Here is a 24405-nt window from a genome sequence, read left to right as displayed (position 1 = left end):
TGCAAGCTGACCCTACGCTGACCTGCGCGCTCAGTGGGCATCCGCAGCGGCGGCCGCATCGGCGAGCAGCGCCTGCAATGCCGGCTGTGGCAGATAGCGGCCGCCGGCGATCACCGCGACGATGCGCCGCGTATTGGCGATGTCGACGAGCGGATCGGCGTCGAGCAGCACGAGATCGGCGCGCAGGCCCGGCGCGATCGTGCCGGTTTCGTTCTGCAGCCCGAGATACTCGGCGGCATTGCGCGTCGCCGCCTGCAGGGCCTGCATCGGCGTCAGGCCGGCGTCGACCAGCGCGACGAGTTCGTCGTGCAGGCCGAAACCGGGCCAGGCGTAGGGATCGGGACTGTCGGTACCGGCCAGAAAACGCACGCCGGCGCGCAGCATCGCCGGGATCAGAGCGCGGTCCATCGCGTAGGAGCGACGCTCGATCTCGCGATCTTCCTGATCGCGGTTCTGGATGCGGCCATCCTGTTGCGGGTCCCAGCGCAGGCGCTGCGAGCGCTGGATGTAGCGCAGGCGCGGGTCGTGGGCGATCTGCGGGTCCGGCTCGGCGAAGAAACGGCGCTGCACGAGGGTCGGCACCTGCCAGGTGCCGTTGCGCGCGAACCGCGCGAACAGCGCGGCGGCCTTGTCCGCGTCGTAGCTATCGAGCACGCCGCGCAGGTAATCGCGGCGCAGGCGGCGGCGCTCGTCGGCGTCGCTGCTGTCCAGCATGCGCGCCTTCTCGCGCATCAGCTCGTCCTCTCGGCGCGAACAGGCGAACAGCACATTGAACAGATGCTCGATGCTTTTCTGCCCGGCGTCGGAGGCTTCGCGCGCCGAGACCGAGAAGGGTACATGGCCGGCGAATGGAATGCCGAGCTGGCGCGAGGTGGCGGCGACGGCGAAGTACGCGTCGCGCGGCAGGCGGTTGTAGACCTTGATGAAGTCGGCGCCCTGCGCACGCAGCTCGCGCACCGCGGCGGCGGCCGACGGCGCATCGGCCGCCACGCGGCTCAGCGCCGGCAGCACCGGATACGGTCCATCGAGCAGCGGTCCCGGCGCGAGCAGATGCGGGCCGAGCCACGTACCGTCTTCGACCTCGCGCTTCAGGCGCTGAATGTCGGCAAGCGGCAGATCGCCGCCCATGTCGCGCACGCCGAGCACGCCGTTGGCGACATAGAGCGCGAAGTAGGTCTCCGGGCGGCCCGGCCGCATCAGGTGCACATGCATGTCCCACAGCGCCGGGATCAGAAAACGGCCGCGGCCGTCGATCGGCGTCGCCGCCGGCGGCACGGCCTGCGCGGACGCCCGCACGGCGGCGATGCGCGCGCCCTGCACGAGAACCGTCATGTCGGATTGCGGTGCGCCGCGGCCGTCGATCACGGTGACGTGCGTGATCGCCAGCGCCGAGGGCTGCGCCGCGCAGGGCGCGCTCAAGGCCAGCAGCAGCACCGCGCATGCGTATCGCACCCGAGCCTCCCTGCCCGTTCATCGGGCGCCGCCAGGCAATGCTACGCCGCCGACGCCGGGACGGATTGCTATCATGCCGCGCCGCTGCGGCAATGGCCGGCAGCGGCGCATCCGCCCGCCCGTCGCCGCCTTGACCGCAGCCGCCACCACCGCCGAGATTCCCGTACACAGCCCGTGGCGCTTCTGCGTCGCGCCGATGCTGGACTGGACCGATCGCCACTGCCGCTATTTCCTGCGGCAGATGTCGCGCCACGCGCGGCTCTACACGGAGATGGTGACGACCGGCGCGATCCTGCACGGCGACCGCGCGCGCTTCCTGCGTTTCGACGCCGCCGAGCACCCGCTCGCGCTGCAGCTCGGCGGCTCGGATGCCGAGGCGCTGGCGCACTGCGCGGCGATCGGCGAGCAGTTCGGCTACGACGAGATCAATCTCAATTGCGGCTGCCCGTCCGACCGCGTGCAGGGCGGCGGCTTCGGCGCCTGCCTGATGAACGAGCCGGCGCAGGTCGCCGCCGGCGTGCGCGCGATGCGCGCGGCAACAAGACTGCCGGTGACGGTCAAGCATCGCATCGGCGTCGACGATTCCGACGAATACGCGTTCATGCGGCGCTTCGTCGACACGGTCGCCAACGCCGGCTGCGAGGTTTTCATCGTGCATGCGCGCAAGGCCTGGCTCAAGGGTCTTTCGCCGAAGGAGAACCGCGAGATCCCGCCGCTGCGCTACGAGAGCGTCTACCGCCTGAAGGAAGAATTTCCGCAGCTGACCATCGTGCTCAACGGCGGCGTGCGCGAGATCGATGCCTGCGAGGACCATCTCGCCAAGGTCGACGGCGTGATGCTCGGCCGCGAGGTCTACGAAAATCCCTACGTGCTCGCCGGCATCGACGCGCGCCTGTTCGGCGACGCGCATGCCGTGCCGACGAGAGACGACATCCTGGCGCACATGCAGGACTACGCGGCACGCGAGCTGGCGCAGGGCGCGGCGCTGCATCACATCACCCGCCACATCCTCGGCCTGTACCGCAACCAGCCGGGGGGTCGCGCGTTCCGCCGCGTGCTGTCCGAGCGCGCGACGCGTCCCGGCAGCGATGCCGCGCTGCTCGCCGCGGCACGCGCGGCGATGAACGATACGCTACCCTCGGCGGCTGTCGCATAGACCCGAAAACACACAAACCCACCACCGGAAACCATCATGACCGACACCAGCCCCGTCCGCGTCCGCATCGACACCACGCTCGGCGCGATCGAACTCGAGCTCGACGCCGCCAAGGCGCCGAAGACCGTCGCCAACTTCGTGCAGTACGCCAACGACGGCCACTACGACGGCCTCGTCTTCCACCGCGTCATCAAGGGCTTCATGATCCAGGGTGGCGGCTATGAGGGCGACTACAGCCAGCGTCGCACGCGCGCGCCGATCGCCATCGAATCGAGCAATGGCCTGAAGAACGACCGCGGCACGATCGCCATGGCGCGCACCTCCGATCCGAACTCGGCGACCTCGCAGTTCTTCATCAACCACAACGACAACGACTTCCTCAACTACCCGGGCCAGGACGGCTACGGCTACACCGTGTTCGGCAAGGTCACGTCGGGCCTCGACGTGGTCGACAAGATCGCCGAGACGCCGACCGGCAATGCGCGTCCCTTCGGCCGCGACGTGCCGGTCACGCAGGTGGTCATCGACAAGGTCAGCGTGCTCTGAAAGCGGCGCGGCGCGCGTGATCCTGCTGCTGTCGGATCTGCATCTGCCGAACGAGTCCTCGCCGCTGCGCGAGGGCTTTCTGCGCTTTCTCGCCGGTCCGGCACGACGGGCACAGGCCGTCTACATCCTTGGCGATCTGTTCGAGTACTGGGTCGGCGACGATGTCGGGCTCGAGGACTATGCGCCGGAAATCGCCGCGCTGCGCGCGCTGACGGCGAGCGGCGTGGCGGTCTTCTTCATGGCCGGCAACCGCGATTTCCTGGTCGGCCAGCGCTTCGCGCGCGCGACGGGGGTGCGGATTGTCGATGATCCCCTCGTCGTCGAGCTCGGCGGTGTCGCGACGCTGCTGTCGCACGGCGATCTGCTGTGCAGCGACGATCGCGGCTACCAGCGCTGGCGGCGCCTCGCGCACAGCCGTCTCGCGCAATGGCTGTTCCTGCGCCTGCCGAAGGCGCGGCGGCATGCGATCGCCGGCGGACTGCGCCGGCAGAGCGGCGCCGGCAAGCGCAACAAGCCGGCGGCGATCATGGATGTCAACGCGCAGACCGTGCAGGCGACGCTGCGGCGTCATGGCGTCACGCGCCTGATTCACGGCCACACGCACCGCCCCGCCGATCATCTCCTGCGCGCCGGCACGCGGCGCGCGACCCGCCTGGTGCTCGCCGACTGGCACGAGGACCGCATGGAGTACCTCGCCGTCGATGCGGCGCAGGGCTGCGTGCGCCGGCGCCTCGACGCGCCGTCGGTCTAGCTGGACGACGCCGGCATCGGCGGCCGCGCCCGCGGCAACACGAGTTGGATCACCGTGCCCGCGCCGGCGTCGCTGGCGGCTTCCAGCGCGCCTCGCGCGCGCCGCACGAAACTGCAGACCTGCACGAGTCCGCGCTCCTCGTGCGCACGCTCATCGCCCGCCGCCGCATCGCGCGCACGCTGCAGCGTCTCCGGCGGCAGACCGCAACCGCTGTCCGCCACGCTCAGCTCGACGTACTCGCCGGCGCCGATCATGAGCCGGCCGGCCTCGATCGTCTCGAGCGCGCGGTTGCGCGCCTGCAGGCGCAGCGAACCGCCATCCGGCATGGCCTCGCGGGCGTTCATGGCGAGTTGCAGGAGCGCGAGCTGAAGTTCGCCGTAGTCGACCGCCACCGGCCACAGCTCGGCGGGCAGATCGAGGCGCAGCCGGATGTTGCTGCGCACGACATGGCGCACCAGGTCTTCGAGTTCGCCGGCCACTTCCTGCAGCATGACCATCCGGCCTCGCCCGTTCTCGCGGCCGATATTCGGCAGGCGCCGCGTGAGCTCGGCGCCGCGGCGCGTGGCCGCCTCGATCTTCTGCAGCAGGGCCGCGCGTCGCGCTTCGTCATCGATGCGCCGCAGCAGGTAGCTGCTGTTGCTGATGACGGCGAGCAGGTTGTTGAGCTCGTGCGCAAAGCCGGCGCTGAGCTGGCCGAGCAGCTCGAGCCTGCGCTTCTCGATGCGCCACAGCCGCGCCTGGCGTACCGCTTCAGCTTCGGATTCTGGCTTGCTCATCGCTCGGCCCGGCTCGTCGATTCCATGCGCAGCGCCGCGTGCGCGGCGGCGACGGACTATGGCGCGCGGCAACAGGCCCCAGGCTGAACGGCGGATCGTGTCCTCGCGTCCGGCACGTCGCGCGTGCCGTCGCCGTTCAGAAGCCGCGCTATGCGAGCGCGACGGGAGCGTAAGGCCGGGACGCGCCGACAGCGGCGAGCGAAGTCGCTTCGGCGGTTTCGCCGACGTCGTCGGTCTCCATCAGCGATTCGCCTTCGACGCAGTTGATCAAGTCGACGAAGTCGTCGGCCTCGTCTTCATCGAGCTCATCGAGCAGCCTGCCGTTGACGATCGCGATGCGTCCCGTCTGCGCGCTGACGACGGAAAAACCTTCCACCCCTCTGCGTGCCAGGTAACGTGCCATGTCGGTTCCCCGCCCTCGGCCATTCGCCGATCTTGCGCGCATGCGCGCGCAGCGCGCAATGCACGTCGAAGGAATGACGGATTCGTGACGCGCGTGCTTCGGCTTGCCGCCACATCTTCGGGTCGCGCCGCAGCTGGGCAAGCTGAGGTCTTGTTTCAGCGGCGGTTTTGCAGGCCGGCGCGCGCCCGTTGCCGGGCCTGGCGCGGCGGCGGCGCGCGACAAAGCCACACGGCCGCAATGTTTTTATCCACAGCGATTGTTGATAAGTCTGCCGATAACTCCCGCAAAACGGCGCGGCCGCGAACGCAGCGCAGCGCCCGCGCGGCTCTGGTCAAGAAACGTTCACACGCCGCGCCTTCACAGGCCGAGGTTCATGCCCGGCGGCAGCTGCATGCCGGCGGTGACGGCGGCAAGCTTGTCGCGCGAGGCCTCGTCGACTTTCTGCGCGGCATCGTTGATCGCCGCCGCGATCAGATCCTCGACGAACTCCTTGTCCTCCTTGAGCGCGTCGGCGCTGATCTCGACCTTGCGCGCCTGATGCTTGCCGGTCAGCGTGATCTTCACCATGCCGGCACCGGCTTCGCCGGTGATCTCCATGCGCGCGATCTCGTCCTGCACGCGCTTCATGTTCTCCTGCATCTGCTGCGCCTGGCGCAGCAGATTGCCCATCTGGCCTTTCATCATTGGGGTGCTCCGGGATTCGTGGTGGGGTATTCCTGCGCGGCGCCGGGCGACGGCAGGAGGATGGCGTCAGTCATGAGTCGAGCGGATGAATCGAGCCGGGCTTGATCGTCGCGCCGAATTGCTCGCGGAAGGCGCGCACCACCGGATCGGTGAAAATCGAAGCCTCGGCCTCCTGCAGCCGCGCGGCGTCGCGCTGCAGCGCCAGCTGCGCCGGCGACTGCACGGCATCGCCGGCGATCTCGATGCGCACGCGCAGCGGCTCGCCGAGCTGCATCGACAGCGCGCGCTCGATCGCGGCACGACGCTCGTCATTGAGCAGATGCTTGGCCCTGGGGTCGAGCGCCAGTCGCAGCAGATCGCCGTCGCGGCCGAGCCAGGCGCTGTTGCGCACGAGCTGCCGCGCGAAGCCTTCGAGCACCAGCGTCTCGGCCACGACCGCCCAGCGCGCGGCGACATCCGCGTCGGCCGGCGTCGCTGCCGGGACCGGCGCCGATGCGGGTTCCGCCGGCGCGCTCGGCGGCGCAGACGATGGCGGCGCATCGACGAGCGCAGCGGCGCTGGGCGCCGCTGCCGGCGCGACGGCTGCACTCGCCACGCGCGGTGCCGCAGCGACGCTCGCCGCCGTCGCCGCGCCGCCCGCGGCACGACGCTCGCCGCCGCCCGCGGCGGGCGTGCCGCCGCCACCCGCGTCCGGACGGAACGCGAGCATGCGCAACACCGCCATCTCGAAGCCGAGACGCGGGTCCGGCGCCCAGGGCAGATCGCGGCGCCCATTGACGGCGATCTGGTAGTCGAGCTGCACGTCCTCCGGCGCGAACTGATCTTTCAGCGCGACCAGCGCTTCCTCGTCGTCCTCGCTGCGCGCGCCCGGCAGCAGCTGCAGCACGGCGATGCGCTGCAGATACGCGGCCAGATCGTTGAGCAGCGCCGCGTAATCCGGCGCCTGCTGCTCGAGCTTCTGCAGGCAGGCCAGCAGCGCGGCGTGATCGCCCTGCGCCAGCGCGCGCAGCAGCTCGAACAGGCGCTCGCGGCCGCTGGTGCCGAGCATGTCCTCGACCGGCCCGCGCGCCAGCGGCGCGCCGCCGGAAAAGGCGATCGCCTGGTCGAGCAGCGACAGGCCGTCGCGCATCGAGCCGTCGGCGGCGCGCGCGATTTCGCCGAGCGCCGGCAGCTCGTACTGCACGCCCTCGTGGTCGAGCACCTTGGCGAGCTGGTCGCGGATCAGCGATACCGGCAGGCGCCGCAGATTGAACTGCAGGCAGCGCGACAGCACCGTCACCAGCAGCTTCTGCGGATCGGTCGTCGCGAGGATGAACTTGACGTGCGGCGGCGGCTCCTCGAGCGTCTTCAGCAGCGCATTGAAGGCGCTCTTCGACAGCATGTGGACTTCGTCGATGAGGTACACCTTGTAGCGGCCGCGCGCCGGCGCGTACTGCGCGTTGTCGATCATCTGCCGCACGTCGTCGACGCCGGTGTTGGAGGCGGCGTCGATTTCCAGCAGATCGACGAAGCGGCCCTGGTCGACTTCCTGGCAGGCCGAGCAGACGCCGCAGGGATCGGCGCTGACGCCGGTCTCGCAGTTCAGGCACTTGGCGATGATGCGCGCCAGCGTGGTCTTGCCGACGCCGCGCGTGCCGGTCAGCAGGATCGCCGGATGCAGGCGGTCGCCGGCCAGCGCGTGCGAGAGCGCCTTGACGACGTGCCCCTGGCCCATCACGTCGGCAAAGACGCGGGGACGGTACTTGCGTGCGAGGGCGAGATAGCTCATGCGGTGCGAACCGGAGTGGCGGGACGGCTGAAGGCGCGATTGTCCCGAATCGGAGGCCGCGACACCAGCGCGACGGCGGGCGCCCTTTCCGATCGCGACATGACAAACGTTTAATCTGCGCCTGCCAAGCGCCGGTGCTATCGTCGCACAGCAAAAATTAGAAAGATCGTGTCCTTCACCGTCAAATCGCCGCGTCGCTGGTTCGCAGGATGGTGCTGCGCGTGCTTCGCGCTCGCCGCCATGGCCGCCGACCCGCCACCGACGCGTCCCCTCTCGCTGGCCGAGCTGACGGCGATCGCCCTGCGCAACAATCCGGACACCCGCGTCGCCTGGGCGGCCGTCGAGCAATCGCAGGCGGCCGAGCGCATCGCCCGCGCCGGCTGGTGGCCGACCATCACCGCGAGCTACGCCGGCCAGCGCTCGAAGGCGACGTCGTCGAGCGACACCGAGGTGCCGGCGCGCACGCGCTACGGGCCGAGCGTGAGCCTCAGCTATCTGCTGTTCGATTTCGGTTCGCGCGGCGGCGCGATCGACCAGGCCGCCGCCGAACAGCTCGCCGCGCGCTACAGCCTCAACCAGACACTGCAGGACCTGGCTCTGGCCGTCGAGACCAACTATTACCTGGTGATCGGCAACGAGGCGCTGGCCGATGCCAACCAGCTCGCCCTCGACGAGGCGCAGGCCAATCTCGACGCCGCGCGCACGCGGCACGGCGCCGGGCTGGCGACGGTGGCCGATGTCTATCAGGCGCAGAGCGCCGCCGCCGCCGCGCAGCTCAGCCTGCAGCAGTCGCGCGGCAGCGCGCGCGTGGCCCGCGGCGCGCTCGCCGCCGCCGCCGGCTACAGCCCGGAGACCGTCCTGCAATTGCGCGACTGGCAGCCGGACGACGCCGACATCACGCTGCCCGCCACGCCGCTCGATGCGCTCATGGAACAGGCGCGCCGGGCGCGCCCGGAACTGCTCGCCGCGCAGGCCAGCGAGCAGGCCGCCGCCGCCGCCGTGCGCGCCGCGCGCGGCAATGCCCTGCCGAGCCTGCGGCTCAATGCCAGCGCCGCGCAGACGCGCGTCACCGACGTCGGCAAGACCGACCAGTACAGCTACGGCGCGACGCTCAGCGTGCCGGTCTTCCAGGGTTTCGCCCTGCGCGCGGCGATCGACGGCGCGCGCGCCGCGCTCGACAGCGCGCGCGCGTCCACCGAGAGCATGCGCCTGAGCGTCGAGCAGCAGGTGTGGACCGCCTACCAGAACGTGCAGACCGCCCACGACAGCCTGGCGGCGGCGCGCGCGCAGCTCGAATCGGCGCAACAGGCCGCCGACGCGATTCGCGCACGCTACAAGAACGGTCTGTCGAGCATCCTCGATCTGCTGAGCACCGAAGCGACGCTGGCGCAGGCGCGCGTTGCCGGCATCCAGGCCCACCTCGAATGGTATCTGGCGCTCGCCACCCTGGCCCACAACGCCGGCGGCCTCCAGGCTGCCGATGACGCAAACGCTGCTGGAGTCTCGCCGTGAGTCTTCGTCGTCTGGCGCTGATCGCCGCCGTCCTCCTGATCGCCGCCGTCGTCTGGTGGCGCTCGCACGGCGGCGGTGCTGCCCAGCACGCGCACGGCACGGCGGCGCCCGACGTGGTGTTCGCCCGCGTGCGCACCGGCACGGCGCCGGTGACGCTCGGCGCGATGGGCAACGTGGTCAGTCCGCACACCGTCAACGTGCGCACGCAGGTCACCGGCACTCTGAAGGAAATCTATTTCAACGAAGGCGACGACGTCGTCGCCGGACAGAAGCTGTTCCTCATCGATCCGGCGCCCTACCAGGCGGCGCTGGCGCAGGCACGCGCCCAGCTCGCCGTCGACCGCGCGTCGCTGGCGGCGGCGCGCGCCCAGTTCGAACGCATGAAGCCGCTGATCGACAAGGAGTACGTGACCTCGCAGGAATACGACGACGCGCGCGCCGCCGCCGACGAAGCCGGCGCCCGCGTCGTCGCCGACGAAGCCGCGGTGCAGGCCGCGGGAATCAATCTGGGCTACACGCTGATCCGCGCGCCGATCGCCGGCCGCAGCGGCAGCCTCGGCGCCAAGACCGGCAATCTGGTCGCCAGCAACGACGCCGCGCCGCTGGTCGTCATCAAGCAGATCGACCCGGTGCAGGTGCAGTTCGCGATTCCGCAGACGCAGCTCGGCGACGTGCAGCAGGCGCTGGCGCGCGGCGACGTTCCGGTCGAGGTGCTCGGCGACGATGCTGAGCATCCGCTGGCGAGCGGCAAGCTGAACTTCGTCGAAAACAGCATCGATACCAGCACCGGCACGGTGACCCTGAAAGCCGAGATCGGCAACGGCCAGCACCGCCTGTGGCCGGGCGCCTTCGTCACCGTGCGCGTCCAGTTGGCGGTGCAGCACGACGCGCTGCTGGTGCCGGAGTCATCGGTGCAGCCGGGCGCCGAAGGTCAGTTCGTGTTCGTCGTCGGCGGCGACGGCAAGGCCATGCTGCGCACGATCACGGTCGACCGTCAGGTCGGCAGCGATCTCGTGGTGACGCACGGGCTCAAGGCCGGCGAGACCATCATCGCCAAGATTCCGCACAACCTGCAGCCCGGCACCAGCGTGCGCGAAGCCCGCCCGGCCGACGGCGCGGGCGCCAGACCGTGAGCGTTTCCGAAACCTTCATCCGCCGGCCGGTCGCCACCACGACGCTGATGGCGGCGCTGGTGCTGTTCGGCGTGTTCGCCTACCGCGCGCTGCCGGTCGCCGAGCTGCCGAACGTCGACTTCCCGACCATCAGCGTCACCGCCACCCTGCCCGGCGCCGATCCCGACACCATGGCGGCGACCGTGGCGACGCCGCTGGAACGCCAGTTCACGCAGATTCCCGGCATCGATTCGATGACCTCGAGCAGCACGGTCGGCAGCACGCAGATCACGCTGCAGTTCGCGCTCGAGCGCAGCATCGACGCCGCCGCGCAGGATGTGCAGACCGCGATCTCGCAGGCGCGCCGCCAGCTGCCGACCGACATGACGCAGGACCCGACGCTGCGCAAGGTCAACCCGGCCGACTCGCCGATCATGTTCATCGCCATGAGCGCGACGACGATCCCGCTGACGCAGCTCGACGAATTCGCCGAGACGCGCGTCGCCGATCGGCTCTCGCAGGTCGACGGCGTCGCCCAGGTGGTGGTCTACGGCTCGAAGAAGTACGCGGCGCGCCTCTACCTCAATCCGCAGGCGCTGAATGCGCGCGGCCTGTCGCTGCTCGGCGTCTCCGACGCCATCACCGGCGCCAACAGCAACCAGCCGAGCGGCACGATCTACGGCGCGCAGCGCAGCTACACCGTGCAGGCCGACGGGCAGCTGCGCAATGCCGCCGCGTACAACAACATGGTCATCGCCTATCGCAACGGCGCGCCGGTGCGCCTGCGCGACGTCGGCACGGCGGTCGACAGCATCGCCAACGACAAGCAGGCGACCGAGTACAACGGCCGGCCGGCGATCATGATCGCCGTCTCGCGCCAGCCCGGCACCAATACCGTGGCGATCGCCAGCGCCGTGCGTGCGCTGCTGCCGGAACTGGAGAAGGCGGCGCCCGGCGACAGCAAGGTCGACATCATGTTCGATCGCAGCGCCTTCATCGACGAGTCCATCGACGACGTGAAGCTGACGCTGCTGCTGTCCGTCGTGCTTGTCGTCGGCGTCATCTACGTGTTCCTGCGCGACGGCCGCGCGACGATGATCGCCGCGCTGGCGCTGCCGGCATCGCTGTTCGGCACCTTCGGCGTGATGTACATGTTCGGCTACTCGCTCGACAACCTGTCGCTGATGGCGCTGACCCTGTCGGTCGGCTTCGTGGTCGACGACGCCATCGTCGTGCTCGAGAACATCGCGCGCCATCGCGAGGACGGCATGCCGGGCGCGCAGGCGGCGAGCGTCGGCGCCGGCGAGATCGGCCCGACCGTGATCTCGATGACGCTGTCGCTGGTCGCCGTGTTCATTCCCATCCTGTTCATGGGCGGCATCATCGGCCGCCTGTTCCGCGAGTTCTCGATGACGGTGGCGATCGCCATCCTGCTGTCCGCGGCGGTGTCGCTGACGCTCACGCCGATGCTCTGCTCGCGCTTCCTCGGCGACCATCGGCACACGCCGCGCGGCCGTTTCTATCGCTGGACCGAAAGCGCCTTCGATGCCGTGCTCGGCGTCTACGAGCGCTCGCTGCGCTGGGCGCTGCGCCACTACCGGCTGATGCTGCTGGTCGCCGGCGCCACGCTGCTGGCGACCGTGTTCGCCTTCCGCATCGTGCAGACCGGCTTCATTCCGACGCAGGACATCGGCCTGTTCTTCGGCAGCGTCACGGCGCCGGACGGCACCACGTTCGACGAGATGATGGATCTGCAGCGGCAGGTCGCCGACATCGTCCTCAAGAATCCGAACGTGCAGGGCCTGCAATCCTCGGTCGGCCAGGGCCAGGGCGGCACCTCGACGACCAATGGCGGGCGCCTGACGGTTCGTCTCAAGCCGATGGGCGAGCGCAAGCAGACCGCCGACGAGGTGATTGCCGACCTGCGCAAGGCGGTGCGCGGCGTGCCGCTGCTGCAGGTGTTCTTCCAGAACCGTCCGGCGATCCTGATCGGCGGCCTCAGCGGCGCCGGCAACTATCAATACGTGCTGCAGGGGGACGATCTCGACGTGCTCGGCAAGGCCGCGCAGGACTTGCAGCGCAAGATGAGCGGCGTGCCGGGCGTGCGCGACGTCAACAGCGATCTGCAGCTCAACAACCCGCAGATCGACGTGCAGATCGACCGCGATCGCGCCAGCGCGCTGAACGTCTCGGTCGCCGACATCCAGAAGACCCTGTACGCCGCCTACGGCACGCAGCAGATCAGCACGATCTACACCAGCACCGACCAGTACTACGTCATTCTGCAGGTCGACCCGCGCTACCAGCGCGACGCCGAGGCGCTCGGCTCGCTGTACGTGCCGACCGCCGGCGGCGGTCTGGTGCCGCTCGGCAGCGTCGCGCGCATGGTGCGCAGCGTCGGCCCGGTCGCCGTCAATCATTACGGACAGCTGCCGTCGGTGACGCTCTCCTTCGACCTGCTGCCCGGCTATTCGCTCGGCGACGTGACGCGACCGATCGAGCAGCTCGCCGCCGGCAATCTTCCCGAGAACGTCAGCGGCACGTTTGCCGGCACCGCCGCCACCTTCCAGAAATCACTGATCGACCTGCCGGTGCTGCTGCTGTTCAGCATCGCCGTCATCTACATGGTGCTGGCCATTCTCTACGAGCACTTCATCCACCCGCTGACCATCCTCACCGCGCTGCCGCTGGCGGCGATCGGCGCGCTGCTGGCCTTGTGGCTGTTCGGTTCGGAGCTGAACGTGTTCAGCTTCGTCGGCCTGATCCTGCTGGTCGGCCTGGTCAAGAAGAACGGCATCATCATGGTCGACTTCGCGATCGCCAGGCGCCGCGAAGGGGCCAGCGCGCACGACGCCATTCTCCAGGCCTGCACGGTGCGCTTCCGTCCCATCATGATGACGACGCTGGCGGCGATCCTCGGCACGCTGCCGATCGCGCTCGGCCTCGGCGCCGGCGCGGAATCGCGACAGCCGCTCGGCATCGCAGTGGTCGGCGGCCTGCTGACCTCGCAGATGCTGACGCTGTACATCACGCCGGCGTTCTATCTAACGATGGAAGGGCTCAGCGAGCGCTGGGCAAGACGCAGGAGCAAGGCCGGCGGCACGCTGTCGGCGCCACACTGAGCGGCGCCGGCACTCGCGGCGGCCGCGCGCGCACCACGACGCCGGCACCGGCCGGCGAAGAAGAGCGGATCAGGGAACGAAAGTCTCGAGCGCGCGGCCAGGGCTCGAAGGCGGCAGCCCGTACCAGCTGACTCCGGCACCCGGCGTCGCCGCTGCCGTTGCTCCCTTCCGGGCCTGGCGGGGTTCACGGTTTGCCGTCGCGGAGGGCCGGCACGGGCCACCATCGAAACCTCGCGTCGGCGCGGGTCCGCCGCGAGGGACGCGAAGTGTGCCTGAATCGCCGCGCCGCTGCCAGCGAACGCGGCGCGCCGGCCTCAGGCCTTCAGCGCGTTCCTGATGTCCCCGTAGCCGCGACGCAAGGCATCGACCAGCAGCGCCGCCGCGGTTTCGATCTCCGGCAAGGCATCGTCGGCCGCCGTCTGCGCGCGACGCGCGTGTTCCTTCAGGCGGTCCCAGTCGGTCTCCAGCGCCTGCCAGCGGTCGCGCATGTCGGCGCCGAGCAAATGGGTTTGCAGCCGCAACTCGTCACGCAGCAGCTGCAGGGCTTGCAGATCGTTGTGCAGGGCGGTTTCGACTTTCGACATGGTGCACATCCTCGGTGTTGGAGATGTGCCTACTGTCGGCCGCCGGACCACGCGGCGCGATGACGCAGATCAATCCGCCCCGCTTCGCGCCCGCGCGCGTTGCTCGGCGAGCGTCAGCGCCACCTTGTTGCGCAGATAGCGCGGCAGCAGCCGGGCGGCGCTGATGGTGCGGCCGGCGGCGAATTCGGCTTCGGCGATGGCCAGCGCATCCTCGGCGCGCGGCAGCGCCGCCGCGTCGATGGCCGTCAGGCTCGCGCCGCTCGCCGCGCGCAGTGCGTCCACATAACGCCAGCCGCTGCCGGCCGCCGTCCATTCGCCGTCGTGCACGCCCACGTCCGCCGGCGCGCAGATGAGTTCGTCGCCGAGCAAGGCTGGACGGCCATCGGCGGCGCGCGCATAGGCGGCGAAGTAAACCTCGTCCATGCGCGCGTCGATCGCGCTCAGCACGCGCGCCGCGCCGGCGCGCAGCGGCGGCAGCGCCAGCATCGCCAGCGAGGACACGCCGACCACCGGCCGCTCGTGCGCGAGCGCGAGCCCCTTGACGAAGCTGACGCCGATGCGCACGCCGGCGAAGCTGCCGGGGCCGACGCCGCAGACGTAGCCGTCGAGCTGCGCATAGCCGATGCCGGCCTCGGCGAGCAGCGCCTGCACCATCGGCACCAGCTTCTCGGTATGCCCGCGCGCCGTCGCCTCGAAGCGCGCCAAGGCGCGCCCGTCGATCGAGAGCGCGACGGAACAGGCTTCGGTGGCGGTGTCGAGTGCGAGCAGGTTCATCGCGCGACGGCAAGCGTGGCGGCGAATTCTCGCACGTCGTCGAGCTCGCGCAGCAGCGGCATCCGCGGCAGGCTCGCCAGCACACGGCGGCCATAGCTCTTCGAGGTGATGCGCGGATCGCAGAGCATCAGCAGGCCGCGGTCGGACGGATCGCGGATCAGGCGGCCGACGCCCTGACGCAGCATGACGATGGCTTCCGGCAGCTGCAGGTCGAAGAACGGCGTGCCGCCGCGGCGGCGGATCGCATCGAGCTTGGCCTCGAACACCGGATCGCCGGGCGCCGCGAACGGCAGGCGGTCGATGATCACGCAGCGCAGGGCCTGGCCTTTGACGTCGACGCCTTCCCAGAAGCTGCTGGTGCCGACCAGCACGGCGTTGCCGTCGTCGGCGAAGGCGTCGAGCAGCGCCGAGCGGCTGTCGTCGCCCTGCACCAGCACGCGCTGCGCGAGCTTGGCGCGCAGCTGTTCGGCGATCTGGCGCAGCGCGCGGTGGCTCGTGCACAGCACGAAGGTGCCGCCGCCGGCCGCTTCGATCACCGGCTGCGCGGCCGCCGCGACGGCCAGCGGATAGCGCGCATCGTTCGGCTCCGGCAAGCCCTTGGGCAGGTAGAGGCGTGCCTGCTGCGCATAGTCGAAAGGACTGTCGAGGCGCAGCGTCTGCGCATCGTCGAGGCCCAGCGCGCGGCTGAAATGTCCGAAGTCCTCGCCGACCGCGAGCGTCGCCGAGGTGAACAGCCAGGTGCCCGGATAGGTTTCGCGCATGCGCTGGAAATCGTCGGCGACCTCGATCGGCGTGGCGTTGATGCTGCCGCCGCGCAGCAGCGCCTCGACCCAGCGCACCTCGCGCAGCATGGCGGCATCCTGTTCGTCGACAGGGTCCGCCGGCGGCTCGCGCAGCACATGCAGCCAGCGTTCGAGCAGGCCCGCCGCGCGCTCGAGCGCCGCAGCGAATTCGGCATTGCGCTCCTCGAGCGGCGACAGCAGGCGGCGCAGGCCGGCGAGCGATTCGCCGACCTGCTCGGCCGTGCGGCGACGCTCGGTGTCGGCGAGGAAGACGGCGAGCGGCTGGCGCTGCGGCAGGCCGGCGAACAGCTGCTCGAAACGGCTGACGTCGCCGGAGAACACCTGCGCCGCCTCGGCGAGCGCGGCGAGATCCGGCTGCAGCTGCGCCTCGGCCTGCACGTCGCGCGCCAGCTCCTGCAGCTGGCGCGTCGACACACGGCGGCCGAAGAACTCGGCAGCCAGCTCCGGCAGCTGATGCGCCTCGTCGATGATGATGGCGTCGCTGCCCGAGAGGATCTGGCCGAAGCCCTGATCCTTCAGCACGAAATCGGCGAGCAGCAGATGGTGATTGACGACGACCAGGTCCGCCGCCTGCGCGGCGCGGCGCGCGCGCGCGACGAAGCACTGCTCGAAATCCTCGCAGCGGCTGCCGAGGCAGTTGTCGGCGGTCGAGGTGATCTGCCGCGTCAGCCCGTCGTCCTCGCGGAATTCGCCGAGCTCGGCGAGCTCACCGGACACCGTGCGCCGCGCCCAGTCCTCGATCGTGCGCAGGCGTTCCCAGGCCCAGCGCAGCGCCGGCTGGCCGCGCGCGCGCTTCATGCGATGCAGGCACAGATAGTTGGCGCGCCCCTTGAGCAGCGCGACGCGCGCCGGCACGCGCAGGGCGTCGCGCACGCGCGGCAGATCGCGATGGAACAGCTGATCCTGCAAGGTGCGGGTGCCGGTCGACACCAGCGTGCGCTTGCCGGACAGCAGGGCCGGCACGAGGTAGGCATAGGTCTTGCCGGTGCCGGTGCCGGCCTCGACGATCAGGCTGTCGTCACCTGCGAAGGCGGCGGCGACCGCCTCGGCCATCTGCTGCTGCGGGGCGCGCGGCGCGAAACCGTCGAGATCGGCGAACGGTCCGTGCGCGCCGAGCAGTTCGGCGGCCTCCTCCGGCCTCAAGGCCGGCCCCGCGGCGCGCCTTCCGCGCGTCCGCTCACGGCGGCGCCGGCGCCGCGCTCAGCTGCGCCTGCAGCGCCTCCACCTGCGCGGAAGCCTGCAGGGCGCCATCGTTGTCGCCGCGCGCCTGGCGCGCCGCGGCGATCGTCTTCCAGTTCTCGATGTCGACGTAGATGTTGCCGCGCGCCAGCGCGTTCGATTTCTGCGCCACCGATTCGGCCTGCAGGTAATTCTTCTGGCCCAGGTAGGCCTGGCCGAGCGCCGACCACACGAAATAGTTGCGCGGTTCGATGCGCAGCGCGCGTTCGAGCGCGCCGGCGGCGCGATCCGGCTGGCCGGCGTTGAGCGCGGCGCGCGCCTGCTTCATCAGCGCCGTCACCGCGCCGCCGCTGATCTGCTCGGCGGACTTCGGATAATCCGGCAGCGGTTTCGGCGCGGGCGCGGCCGGCGGCGCGACCGGCTCCGGCGCGGCGGCCGGCGGCGGCGTCGACGGCAGCGGCTCGCCCCGCGGGCCGCCCGCCGGCGGATAGATCTGGTGAGTGCCCTGCGTGGTCTGGCAGGCGGCGAGCACGGCCGCCAGCGAGACGATGATCAGCTTCGAACGCACGTCGTAAGTCCGGGGGGAGCCAGTGAGCCGCTATTGTAGCCGCCGCTCGCCCTCCGCCGCCGCCATGGGTGCGCGCCCGGCCGCATACCGGAGCGCCGCCGGCTCAGTGCCCGAAGATGTCCTTGAGCCATTGCATCGGGCTGTCGTGCTGGCTCTGCGCGGCGCACGGCGCCCATTCCTGCGGACCGCTGTTGCGCAGGTACGGCACGGTAACGGCGTTGTAGCAATGTTCGTCGGCGCGCAGGCCGCTGTCCGGATCGATGGCGATTTCCTCGACCGAGCCGGGCGGGATGTTGTCGATGCTGCGCACGTGCAGATCCTTCATCACGCGCGCCCAGATGGGCAGCGCGCCGGACGAGCCGGACAGGCCGGTCGACTGGTTGTCGTCGCGGCCGACCCAGACCACCGTCACGCGGTCCGCGCCGAAGCCGGCGAACCAGGCGTCGCGATAATCGTCCGTGGTCCCCGACTTGCCGGCGACGACCGTGTCCGGCGACAGCTGCGTATAGGCGGCGCGGCCGGTGCCGAGCGTCATCACGCGCTGCATCGCCCAGGTCAGCAGGTAGATCGGCCCGTCGGCGAAGGTCTGCTTCATGTCGAGCGGAAAGCGCTGCAGCGGCTTGCCTTCCTTGGTCTGCACCTCGCGAATCGCCGACGGCCGCGCCTGGAAGCCGCCCGAGGCGATCGTGCCGTACATCTGCGCGATCTGCAGCGGCGAGGCATCGACGGCGCCGAGGAAGATTGACGGCAATGCCTTGGCGTCGCCGTCGTAGCCGGCCGACTTCATGGTCTTCAGCACCGCGTCGGCGCCGAGCGCGAGGCCGAGACGCACCGTCGGCAGGTTGTACGACTGCGCCAGCGCCATGTAGAGGTGCTGCGGACCGTGCAGCTGCCGGTCGTAGTTCCTCGGCGCCCACAGCGCGGCACCCGGCAGCTTCAGCTCGATCGGCTCGTCCTCGAGCACCGTCTGCAGGTTGTAGCGGTCCGGCCGCTGCAGCGCGGTGAGATAGACGAAAGGCTTGGCCAGCGAACCGATCGAGCGCCGCGAATCGAGCGCGCGGTTGAAGCCGGGGAAGCGCACGTCACGGCCACCGACCAGGGCCATGACCTCGCCGCGGTCGGCGCTGGTCACGACGCCCGCCGCTTCGAGCAGGCCCGGCTTGATCTTGCGCGCCTTCTCGATCAGCGGCAGCTGCTCGAGGATGCGCGCCTCCAGCGCCTCCTGCGCGCGCGGGTCCAGCGTGGTGAAGATGCGCAGCCCCTCATTGGTGAGGTCCTCGTCCTTGTAGTCGTCCTCGAGCTGGCGCTTGACCAGATCGACGAAGGCCGGATAGCGCTCGACGCCGCCGCCGCGCCCGCCGACCACGCCGAGCGGCATCTGGGTGTACTGCTCGTACTCGGCGTCGCTGATCAGCTTCTCGTCGCGGAAGATGCCGAGCACGAGATTGCGGCGCTCGGTGGCCCGCGCCGGATTGCGCCGCGGATTGTAGTACGACGGCCCCTTGACGATGCCGACCAGCAGCGCGATCTCGTGCGGACGCAGCTCGGCGAGCGGCTTGTTGAAGTAGAACTGCGCGCCGAGACCGAACCCGTGCACCGCGCGATTGCCGTCCTGGCCGAGATGGACCTCGTTGAAATACGCCTCGAGGATTTCGTCCTTGCTGTAATGGCTCTCCAGCAGCAGCGCCATGAACGCTTCGTTGATCTTGCGGTTCCAGGTCTGCCGGCTGTTGAGGAAGAAATTCTTCACCAGCTGCTGGGTGATCGTGCTGCCGCCCTGCACCACGTGACCGGCGCGCAGGTTGGCGACCGACGCGCGGAAGATCGCCTTCAGGCTGACGCCGGAGTGCGAATAGAAGCCGTGATCCTCGACGGCGACCAGGCCTTTGGGCAACAGCGGCGGCAGATCGGCAAGGCGCACCAGCACGCGGTCTTCGCCCTGCTTGGGATAGATGCTGCCGATCAGCATCGGGTCGAGGCGCACGATGTCCTTTTCCTGGCCGCTGTCGCCATCGCTGACGGCGGTCACCGTGTCGCCGCTGAAGGCGACGCTGAGCTTCTGTGCCGGCTGCGCGCCATCCCAGAAGGTGAAGCCGCGCGCGTACAGGTCGACACGCTGCGCGCCTGCCGAATAAGTGCCGGTCATGCCGAGCTGCGCGTCCTCGCGGTAACCGAGCCGCTGCAACTCGTGCACCAGCTCCTTCGGCTCCAGCGCCAGACCCGCGTACAGCTCCTGTGGCGCCGCGTAGACCTGCGCCGGCAAGGCCCAGCGCGCGCCGGCGAAGCGGTCGCGGATCTCCTTGTCCAGCTTGATCAGATATCCGGCGAAGAACACGCCGCCGATGCTGAGTACGACGATGAGCACCGAGACGGCGGCGATCTTGAGCGAGCGGGTATTGACGGCCATAAGGTCGCAGAGTTTAGAGGATCGCCTGCGTGGTCGCGACGCCTCACAGGTTCAGTCCACGTTCAGCGCCGCAAAAAGAAAAGCCCGGCGCGAGCCGGGCTTCAATGGCGACACTTGGGAAAAGTGCGAGCTTAGAAGTTGTAGACGACGCCGAGGCCGATCGCGGTGGTCTGCGGATCGGTGATCGACTTGGCCGGCGTGCCGGTGCCGGTGGACAGCGACACGGTACGATCCTTGTCCTCATAACCGACGTAGTACAGCTGCGTGGTGAACGCCTTGCTCAGCTTGTAGTCGACGCCGAACGCTATCAGCGAGCGCTTCATGTCGTTGTAATCGCCCTTGGTTTCACCGTACTCGGCCTTGATCTTGAAGGCCGAGATCGAATAGGCGGCCGAGAGCAGATAGGTGTTCTCCTTCAGCTCGCTCGCGGTCGCGGCGGACGCGCTGCCATCCTGGTCGACGCCCTTCGCCTGCTGGAACAGCGCACCGAGCTCGAGATCGACGATCGGCTTGAAGCCACCCGCGACACGGATGATGTCGACCGCGGTGGTCGCCGTCTGCGTGGGAATCGGGGTCGGCACCGACTTGCTGGCCTTGCCATCGATCTTCAGGCCGCTCACTTCGTTACCGGCATACGACACGGTGGCGAACCAGCGCTCGGTCTCGGCTACGACCGAGGCGTAGTACGTGTCCGCCACGCTCTTGTCGACGTCATTCACGTCGTCGACGGCCGTGCGGCCCTCGCCCGGCACGATCGCCACATTGACCGTGACGATATCACCGAATTTCGGCGTCGAGTATTGGATGATGTTGCTGACACGCGTTTCACCCACCATCAGGTTGGTGTCGTCGCCGATGCCTTCGTCGTTGAACTGGTCGACCTTTTCACCGGCGAGTTTCACCGGCGTGTCGATGCGACCTGCCTTGACGGTACCGAAGGCGCCCTGCAGGCCGAGGAAGATGTTGCGCTCCGTGAACGGACGGTCGCTCACCGAAGAATTCTTGTTGTCGTCGCCGAACGGGTCGATACCGTACTCGAGCTGGTAGATGGCCTTCAGGTCGGCGACGCCCAGATCGGTGTCGCCCTTGAAACCAAGGCGCGACGAGTTGTTCTGGTCGTGCAGGCTCCAGGTGTTCTCGGCGGCCTTGGCCGGAATCGAGTTGAAGCTGGCCGGATTCTGATTGCTCGACGAGATGCCGAGTTCGTCTTTCTGGCTGTCGAAACCAACGTTGAGCTTGCCGTAGACCTTGACGTCGGCGAACGCCGCGCCCGGAAGAATGAAAGCGGCCCCCACAGCGATCGCAAGCAGATTCTTGTTCACGCAAACATCTCCTTCAAACTGACAATTGAGTAATGGACGCAGGACCTGCTCGTGGCAGGAAAAAGCCGCACTCCCTGCAGCTACGGCGCCGCGGCGCCCGTTTCTATGACGACGGCTCTGCGGACGGCGCGAAGTATGGGCAGCCGCCGTGAATGAACTTTTGCAGGAATGTGTCAGTTGAATGACAAAGCCCCGGCTTGGTGCCGGGGCTTCGCGTTGCATCGATCTGGCGCGGACCATGCGCGCCCGACGGTCGACCTTAAGATCGTTCGCCGACCCAGCGCAGGAATTCACGACGGTCGGCATCGCCGGCCCGGGCCCACCAGCCTTTGATGGTGCTGAGCCAATCGTTACCCGCGCCTGGCGCCGCCTTGTCGTTTGCCTCGCCGACCCAGCGCAGAAAGGCGCGGCGTTCGTCGCCACTCGCTTGCTGCCACCAGCCTTTCATCAGATTGACCCAGTCGCGATCGGTCGCAGTCGTAGCTGGCGCCACCGGCGTCGCCTTGGCAGCAGGCGGAGCCATTGGTGCCGGCGCGACGGCCGGGGGCGCGGCAACCGCCGTTGCGCCGGCAACCCCCGCCGATGCAGCGACCGGCGGCAGCGGCTGCACGGCGGTCGTCGTGGCCTGCGTGGAGTCGCCCTTCTCGCGCGGAACCAGCGTCGTATCACCGGTCACCTGCGCGACGACGCCGCCCCTGAACTGCAGACCGCTGTCGATGGACGCAAACCGCTGGCCGGTCTGCACGTCTTCCACCCAGCCATGAAAGTCCTGCGCGAGCTTCTTGGCGTCGTCATAGGTGCCGGGACGCGGATAGTCGATGCGGTACTGATGCCCGGCCTGCGCGTCGATGGTGAACAAGGCCGGGCTCTTCGAACGCAGCACGTCGCCCTCGCCGCTCGCCTGCCAGACTTCGCGGTAATAGATCAGCGCCTCGTAGCGCCCGGCCAATAGCTCGAGGCGCTTGTCGCCACGGTTCCACATGCCCTTGGCGGCCGGTACCTCGGCACCGTTGATGGTCGCCACCTCCAGCTGCTCGGGCATGGTGATGACCGCCACGTCGGCGGCCGGCCTGGCCGGCCCTTCGTACAGCCTCACGTTGGGCGCGGCGCAGGCCGCCAGGCCGAGCGCCGCGGCGGCGGCAAGAATGCGGGATAGCATCGACAGGAACTCCGGATTGAAGGCCGGCGCAGCATAGCGCGACGCCGGCACTGGAACGGCAAAGGCCGCGGTCCTGCCGCGGCCTCTCGCGGGCAAAGCCGAGCGCTTACTGCGACTCGATCTCGCGCTGCACCGCCTCGAGCGAGAGATGGCGGACATCCTTGCCCTTCACCAGATAGATGACGTACTCGGAGATGTTCTTGGCGTGATCGCCGATGCGCTCGAGCGCGCGCACGCACCAGATGATGTCCATGACACGGCCGATGGTGCGCGGGTCTTCCATCATGAAGGTGATGCACTGGCGCAGCAGGGCCTCGTACTCGCGGTCGATCTCGCGGTCCTCGCGGGCGACGTTGAGGGCCGCCTGCGCGTCGAGCCGCGCGAAGGCGTCGAGCGCGTCGCGCACCATCTTGGAGACGGCGCGCGACAGGTGCTGGACCTCGCGCAGGTTCTGGATCAGGCGCTCCTGCGAGGCGAGATCCCTGGCCATGCGGCCGATCTTGCCGGCCTCGTCGCCGATGCGCTCGAGATCGGTGATGGTCTTGATCACCGCGTAGACCAGCCGCAGGTCGCTGGCGGTCGGCTGGCGGCGGGCGAGGATGCGCGAGCATTCCTCGTCGATCGTCACTTCGAGCTGATTGATCTTGAAGTCATTGAGGCTGACCTTCTCGGCGAGGGCGGCGTCGAGCGTCATCAGCGCCTGCGTGGCGTCGACGATCTGCTGCTCGACGAGGCCGCCCATCGCCATGACGCGCTGACGCACATCCTCGAGCTCGGCGTTGAACTGGCTCGAGATGTGTTGGCGGAAAATCGGCTTGTCCATGTGCTTGCGTTGTCCGGTGGAGCGAGGTGCCGCGACGATGCCGTCGACTATAGGGCATTCCCCTGGCGGTTTTCACAGTCCGCGCGTCCGGCCGCGAAGCGGTGGCGGAGAACGCAGGCGCGGCACTGTGCGGCTTGTTTATGACGGCTGGATGACAGTTGTGCGGCTTTTCCGTGAAAACCGCCGGCCCGGTTGGCCGCGGCGGCATGGGATGGCCAATAAGCATCCAAAGAGGGCTCGCGGACGGCTTTGCAACGAAACTGTAAAAGAGCAAGGCTAACCTCCCGCCGCTCATCGGATGCATTACGACGATTCAAGCTCACATCAGGAGATTCCAGTGACCGCTTTCCGCAAGACTCTCACGCGCGTGTCGCTCGCCGTTGCCGGCGCGGCGTTCTCGTGCGCCGCGATGGCCGCCGACATCACCGGCGCCGGCGCGACCTTCCCCTACCCGATCTACTCGAAGTGGGCGGATGCCTATAAGAAGGAAACGGGCGTTGGCCTGAACTACCAGTCGATCGGCTCCGGCGGCGGCATCAAGCAGATCAAGGCCAAGACGGTCACCTTCGGCGCGACCGACAAGCCGCTGAAGGTCGAAGAACTGGAAGAGATGGGCGCGATCCAGTGGCCGATGGTGATGGGCGGCGTGGTGCCGGTCATCAACGTCAAGGGCGTGGCGCCCGGCCAGCTGGTGCTCGACGGCAAGACCCTCGCCGACATCTTCCAGGGTCGCATCAGCAAGTGGAACGACGCCGCGATCGGCAAGCTGAACCCTGGTGTGACGCTGCCGAGCAAGGCGATCGCCGTGGTGCACCGCGCCGACGGCTCGGGCACGACCTTCAACTTCACGTACTACCTCGGCCAGGTCAGCGAGTCGTGGCGCGTCAACGTCGGCGTCGACCAGTCGGTCGAATGGCCGACCGGCATCGGCGGCAAGGGCAACGAAGGCGTCGCCAACATGGTCACGCAGACCGACGGCTCGATCGGCTATGTCGAGTACGCGTACGCCAAGCAGAACAAGATGACGTACACGAAGATGATCAACAAGGACGGCAAGACGGTCTCGCCGGACGCCGATGCCTTCGCCGCGGCCGCCGCCAACGCCGACTGGGCCAAGGCCAAGGGCTTCTACCTGATCCTCGCCAACCAGCCGGGCGCCAACAGCTGGCCGATGACGGCGGCGACCTTCATCGTCATGTACAAGAAGGCCGACAAGACCGAAGACTCGCTGGCTGCACTGAAGTTCTTCGACTGGGCCTACAAGAACGGCGGCAAGATGGCCGACGAGCTCGACTACGTGCCGATGCCGGCCTCGGTGATCGACCTCGTCGAGAAGACCTGGGCGACCAATCTGAAGGACGCTTCGGGCGCCGCGCTCTGGAAGTAAGTCCGGCGACTATCATCCGCGGCGGCGGGAAGCCTGGCTTTCCGCCGCCGCTTTTCCACTGCATATCGCTGAACGATTTTCCGACCGTTTCGCCCCGGGGAGTACCGCGTGACCACC

Annotated in this window: 20 protein-coding genes and 1 other RNA gene; 7 read left to right on the top strand and 14 right to left on the bottom strand. The window is 68.9% G+C overall.

Features of this window, described 5'->3' with window-relative positions; genetic code table 11:
- Positions 1 to 30: 30 nt before the first annotated feature.
- Positions 31 to 1452, bottom strand: a complete 1422-nt coding sequence (locus tag K344_RS19895) for an amidohydrolase family protein (RefSeq protein ID WP_157622732.1) — start codon at positions 1450 to 1452, stop codon at positions 31 to 33.
- A 196-nt stretch (positions 1453 to 1648) separates the two neighbouring features.
- On the opposite strand from K344_RS19895, the gene dusA reads away from it, so the two are divergent.
- The 3 genes from dusA to K344_RS19890 are packed head-to-tail and all read left to right on the top strand — an operon-like array spanning position 1649 to position 3905.
- Positions 1649 to 2608: a tRNA dihydrouridine(20/20a) synthase DusA gene (gene dusA / locus K344_RS0103175; RefSeq protein WP_028079462.1), complete on the top strand. Its 960-nt coding sequence runs from the start codon at positions 1649 to 1651 to the stop codon at positions 2606 to 2608.
- A gap of 36 nt (positions 2609 to 2644) precedes the next feature.
- Positions 2645 to 3154 (top strand): peptidylprolyl isomerase, encoded by a 510-nt coding sequence (locus K344_RS0103170; protein ID WP_028079461.1) that lies wholly within the window; start codon positions 2645 to 2647, stop codon positions 3152 to 3154.
- 16 nt (positions 3155 to 3170) lie between these two features.
- Positions 3171 to 3905, top strand: coding sequence for a UDP-2,3-diacylglucosamine diphosphatase (locus tag K344_RS19890; RefSeq protein ID WP_043113667.1), 735 nt, complete (start codon positions 3171 to 3173; stop codon positions 3903 to 3905).
- Here K344_RS19890 and K344_RS0103160 read toward each other — a convergent pair.
- From K344_RS0103160 to dnaX, 4 genes are all read right to left on the bottom strand, one after another.
- On the bottom strand, positions 3902 to 4681 hold the full coding sequence (locus tag K344_RS0103160; RefSeq protein WP_028079460.1) for an ATP-binding protein: 780 nt from the start codon (positions 4679 to 4681) through the stop codon (positions 3902 to 3904). The two genes, K344_RS19890 and K344_RS0103160, sit on opposite strands and share 4 nt — an antisense overlap.
- 148 nt (positions 4682 to 4829) lie before the next feature.
- Entirely contained in the window at positions 4830 to 5084 is a 255-nt protein-coding gene (locus K344_RS0103155; protein WP_157622731.1) for a hypothetical protein, read from the bottom strand.
- Between the two features lie 357 nt (positions 5085 to 5441).
- The gene (locus K344_RS0103150; RefSeq protein WP_028079458.1) at positions 5442 to 5768 is read right to left on the bottom strand and encodes a YbaB/EbfC family nucleoid-associated protein; all 327 of its coding nucleotides are present in this window, start codon (positions 5766 to 5768) and stop codon (positions 5442 to 5444) included.
- 70 nt (positions 5769 to 5838) lie between these two features.
- Positions 5839 to 7536, bottom strand: coding sequence for a DNA polymerase III subunit gamma/tau (gene dnaX, locus K344_RS0103145; protein WP_028079457.1), 1698 nt, complete (start codon positions 7534 to 7536; stop codon positions 5839 to 5841).
- 168 nt (positions 7537 to 7704) lie between these two features.
- Between dnaX and K344_RS0103140 the strand changes: the two genes are divergently transcribed.
- From K344_RS0103140 to K344_RS0103130, 3 genes are read left to right on the top strand one after another with little or no spacing between them, the layout of a single operon-like run.
- Positions 7705 to 9048, top strand: coding sequence for a TolC family protein (locus K344_RS0103140; RefSeq protein WP_157622730.1), 1344 nt, complete (start codon positions 7705 to 7707; stop codon positions 9046 to 9048).
- Positions 9045 to 10181, top strand: coding sequence for an efflux RND transporter periplasmic adaptor subunit (locus tag K344_RS19885; protein WP_051361825.1), 1137 nt, complete (start codon positions 9045 to 9047; stop codon positions 10179 to 10181). The genes K344_RS0103140 and K344_RS19885 overlap by 4 nt, the downstream gene beginning before the upstream one ends.
- Positions 10178 to 13282: an efflux RND transporter permease subunit gene (locus K344_RS0103130; protein WP_028079455.1), complete on the top strand. Its 3105-nt coding sequence runs from the start codon at positions 10178 to 10180 to the stop codon at positions 13280 to 13282. The genes K344_RS19885 and K344_RS0103130 overlap by 4 nt, the downstream gene beginning before the upstream one ends.
- A gap of 117 nt (positions 13283 to 13399) precedes the next feature.
- Here the strand turns inward: K344_RS0103130 and ffs are convergent.
- The 9 genes from ffs to phoU all read right to left on the bottom strand — a co-directional run bounded on the left by ffs (position 13400) and on the right by phoU (position 22901).
- Positions 13400 to 13496: signal recognition particle sRNA small type (gene ffs / locus K344_RS23295), an RNA gene on the bottom strand.
- Positions 13497 to 13596: 100 nt separating this feature from the next.
- On the bottom strand, positions 13597 to 13866 hold the full coding sequence (locus tag K344_RS0103125; protein WP_157622729.1) for a hypothetical protein: 270 nt from the start codon (positions 13864 to 13866) through the stop codon (positions 13597 to 13599).
- Between the two features lie 69 nt (positions 13867 to 13935).
- Positions 13936 to 14640, bottom strand: a complete 705-nt coding sequence (gene tsaB / locus K344_RS0103120) for a tRNA (adenosine(37)-N6)-threonylcarbamoyltransferase complex dimerization subunit type 1 TsaB (protein WP_028079453.1) — start codon at positions 14638 to 14640, stop codon at positions 13936 to 13938.
- Positions 14637 to 16586 (bottom strand): DNA repair helicase YoaA, encoded by a 1950-nt coding sequence (gene yoaA, locus K344_RS0103115; protein ID WP_028079452.1) that lies wholly within the window; start codon positions 16584 to 16586, stop codon positions 14637 to 14639. The genes tsaB and yoaA overlap by 4 nt, the downstream gene beginning before the upstream one ends.
- 34 nt (positions 16587 to 16620) lie before the next feature.
- Entirely contained in the window at positions 16621 to 17190 is a 570-nt protein-coding gene (locus tag K344_RS22745) for a tetratricopeptide repeat protein (RefSeq protein WP_051361823.1), read from the bottom strand.
- A gap of 103 nt (positions 17191 to 17293) precedes the next feature.
- Positions 17294 to 19597 (bottom strand): penicillin-binding protein 1B, encoded by a 2304-nt coding sequence (mrcB, locus tag K344_RS0103105; protein ID WP_043113666.1) that lies wholly within the window; start codon positions 19595 to 19597, stop codon positions 17294 to 17296.
- Positions 19598 to 19728: 131 nt separating this feature from the next.
- Positions 19729 to 20919, bottom strand: a complete 1191-nt coding sequence (locus K344_RS0103100) for a porin (RefSeq protein WP_028079450.1) — start codon at positions 20917 to 20919, stop codon at positions 19729 to 19731.
- A gap of 259 nt (positions 20920 to 21178) precedes the next feature.
- The gene (locus K344_RS0103095; RefSeq protein WP_169729227.1) at positions 21179 to 22078 is read right to left on the bottom strand and encodes a DUF2057 family protein; all 900 of its coding nucleotides are present in this window, start codon (positions 22076 to 22078) and stop codon (positions 21179 to 21181) included.
- Between the two features lie 106 nt (positions 22079 to 22184).
- Complete coding sequence (gene phoU, locus K344_RS0103090) at positions 22185 to 22901, bottom strand: phosphate signaling complex protein PhoU (protein ID WP_028079448.1); 717 nt, start codon at positions 22899 to 22901, stop codon at positions 22185 to 22187.
- Positions 22902 to 23238: 337 nt separating this feature from the next.
- Here phoU and pstS point away from each other — a divergent pair, with 337 nt between their 5' ends.
- Positions 23239 to 24288, top strand: coding sequence for a phosphate ABC transporter substrate-binding protein PstS (gene pstS / locus K344_RS0103085; RefSeq protein ID WP_084196898.1), 1050 nt, complete (start codon positions 23239 to 23241; stop codon positions 24286 to 24288).
- Positions 24289 to 24405: the final 117 nt, after the last annotated feature.

It is taken from the genome of Solimonas soli DSM 21787 (assembly GCF_000474945.1).
In the GTDB taxonomy this organism is placed as follows: Bacteria; Pseudomonadota; Gammaproteobacteria; order Nevskiales; family Nevskiaceae; genus Solimonas; species Solimonas soli.
Note: the sequence above shows the minus strand (reverse complement) of the source record. Positions and strands in the feature narration are given on the sequence as shown.

What these genes read in the sequence shown, in the direction of transcription:
- K344_RS0103160 (WP_028079460.1), bottom strand. Translation starts at nt 4,681, where the DNA reads ATGAGCAAGCCAGAATCCGAAGCTGAAGCGGTACGCCAGGCGCGGCTG.
- dnaX (WP_028079457.1), bottom strand. Translation starts at nt 7,536, where the DNA reads ATGAGCTATCTCGCCCTCGCACGCAAGTACCGTCCCCGCGTCTTTGCC.
- mrcB (WP_043113666.1), bottom strand. Translation starts at nt 19,597, where the DNA reads ATGGCCGTCAATACCCGCTCGCTCAAGATCGCCGCCGTCTCGGTGCTC.
- K344_RS0103170 (WP_028079461.1), top strand. Translation starts at nt 2,645, where the DNA reads ATGACCGACACCAGCCCCGTCCGCGTCCGCATCGACACCACGCTCGGC.
- K344_RS0103150 (WP_028079458.1), bottom strand. Translation starts at nt 5,768, where the DNA reads ATGATGAAAGGCCAGATGGGCAATCTGCTGCGCCAGGCGCAGCAGATG.
- K344_RS0103155 (WP_157622731.1), bottom strand. Translation starts at nt 5,084, where the DNA reads ATGGCACGTTACCTGGCACGCAGAGGGGTGGAAGGTTTTTCCGTCGTC.
- phoU (WP_028079448.1), bottom strand. Translation starts at nt 22,901, where the DNA reads ATGGACAAGCCGATTTTCCGCCAACACATCTCGAGCCAGTTCAACGCC.
- K344_RS0103125 (WP_157622729.1), bottom strand. Translation starts at nt 13,866, where the DNA reads ATGTCGAAAGTCGAAACCGCCCTGCACAACGATCTGCAAGCCCTGCAG.
- dusA (WP_028079462.1), top strand. Translation starts at nt 1,649, where the DNA reads ATGCTGGACTGGACCGATCGCCACTGCCGCTATTTCCTGCGGCAGATG.
- K344_RS0103095 (WP_169729227.1), bottom strand. Translation starts at nt 22,078, where the DNA reads ATGCTATCCCGCATTCTTGCCGCCGCCGCGGCGCTCGGCCTGGCGGCC.
- tsaB (WP_028079453.1), bottom strand. Translation starts at nt 14,640, where the DNA reads ATGAACCTGCTCGCACTCGACACCGCCACCGAAGCCTGTTCCGTCGCG.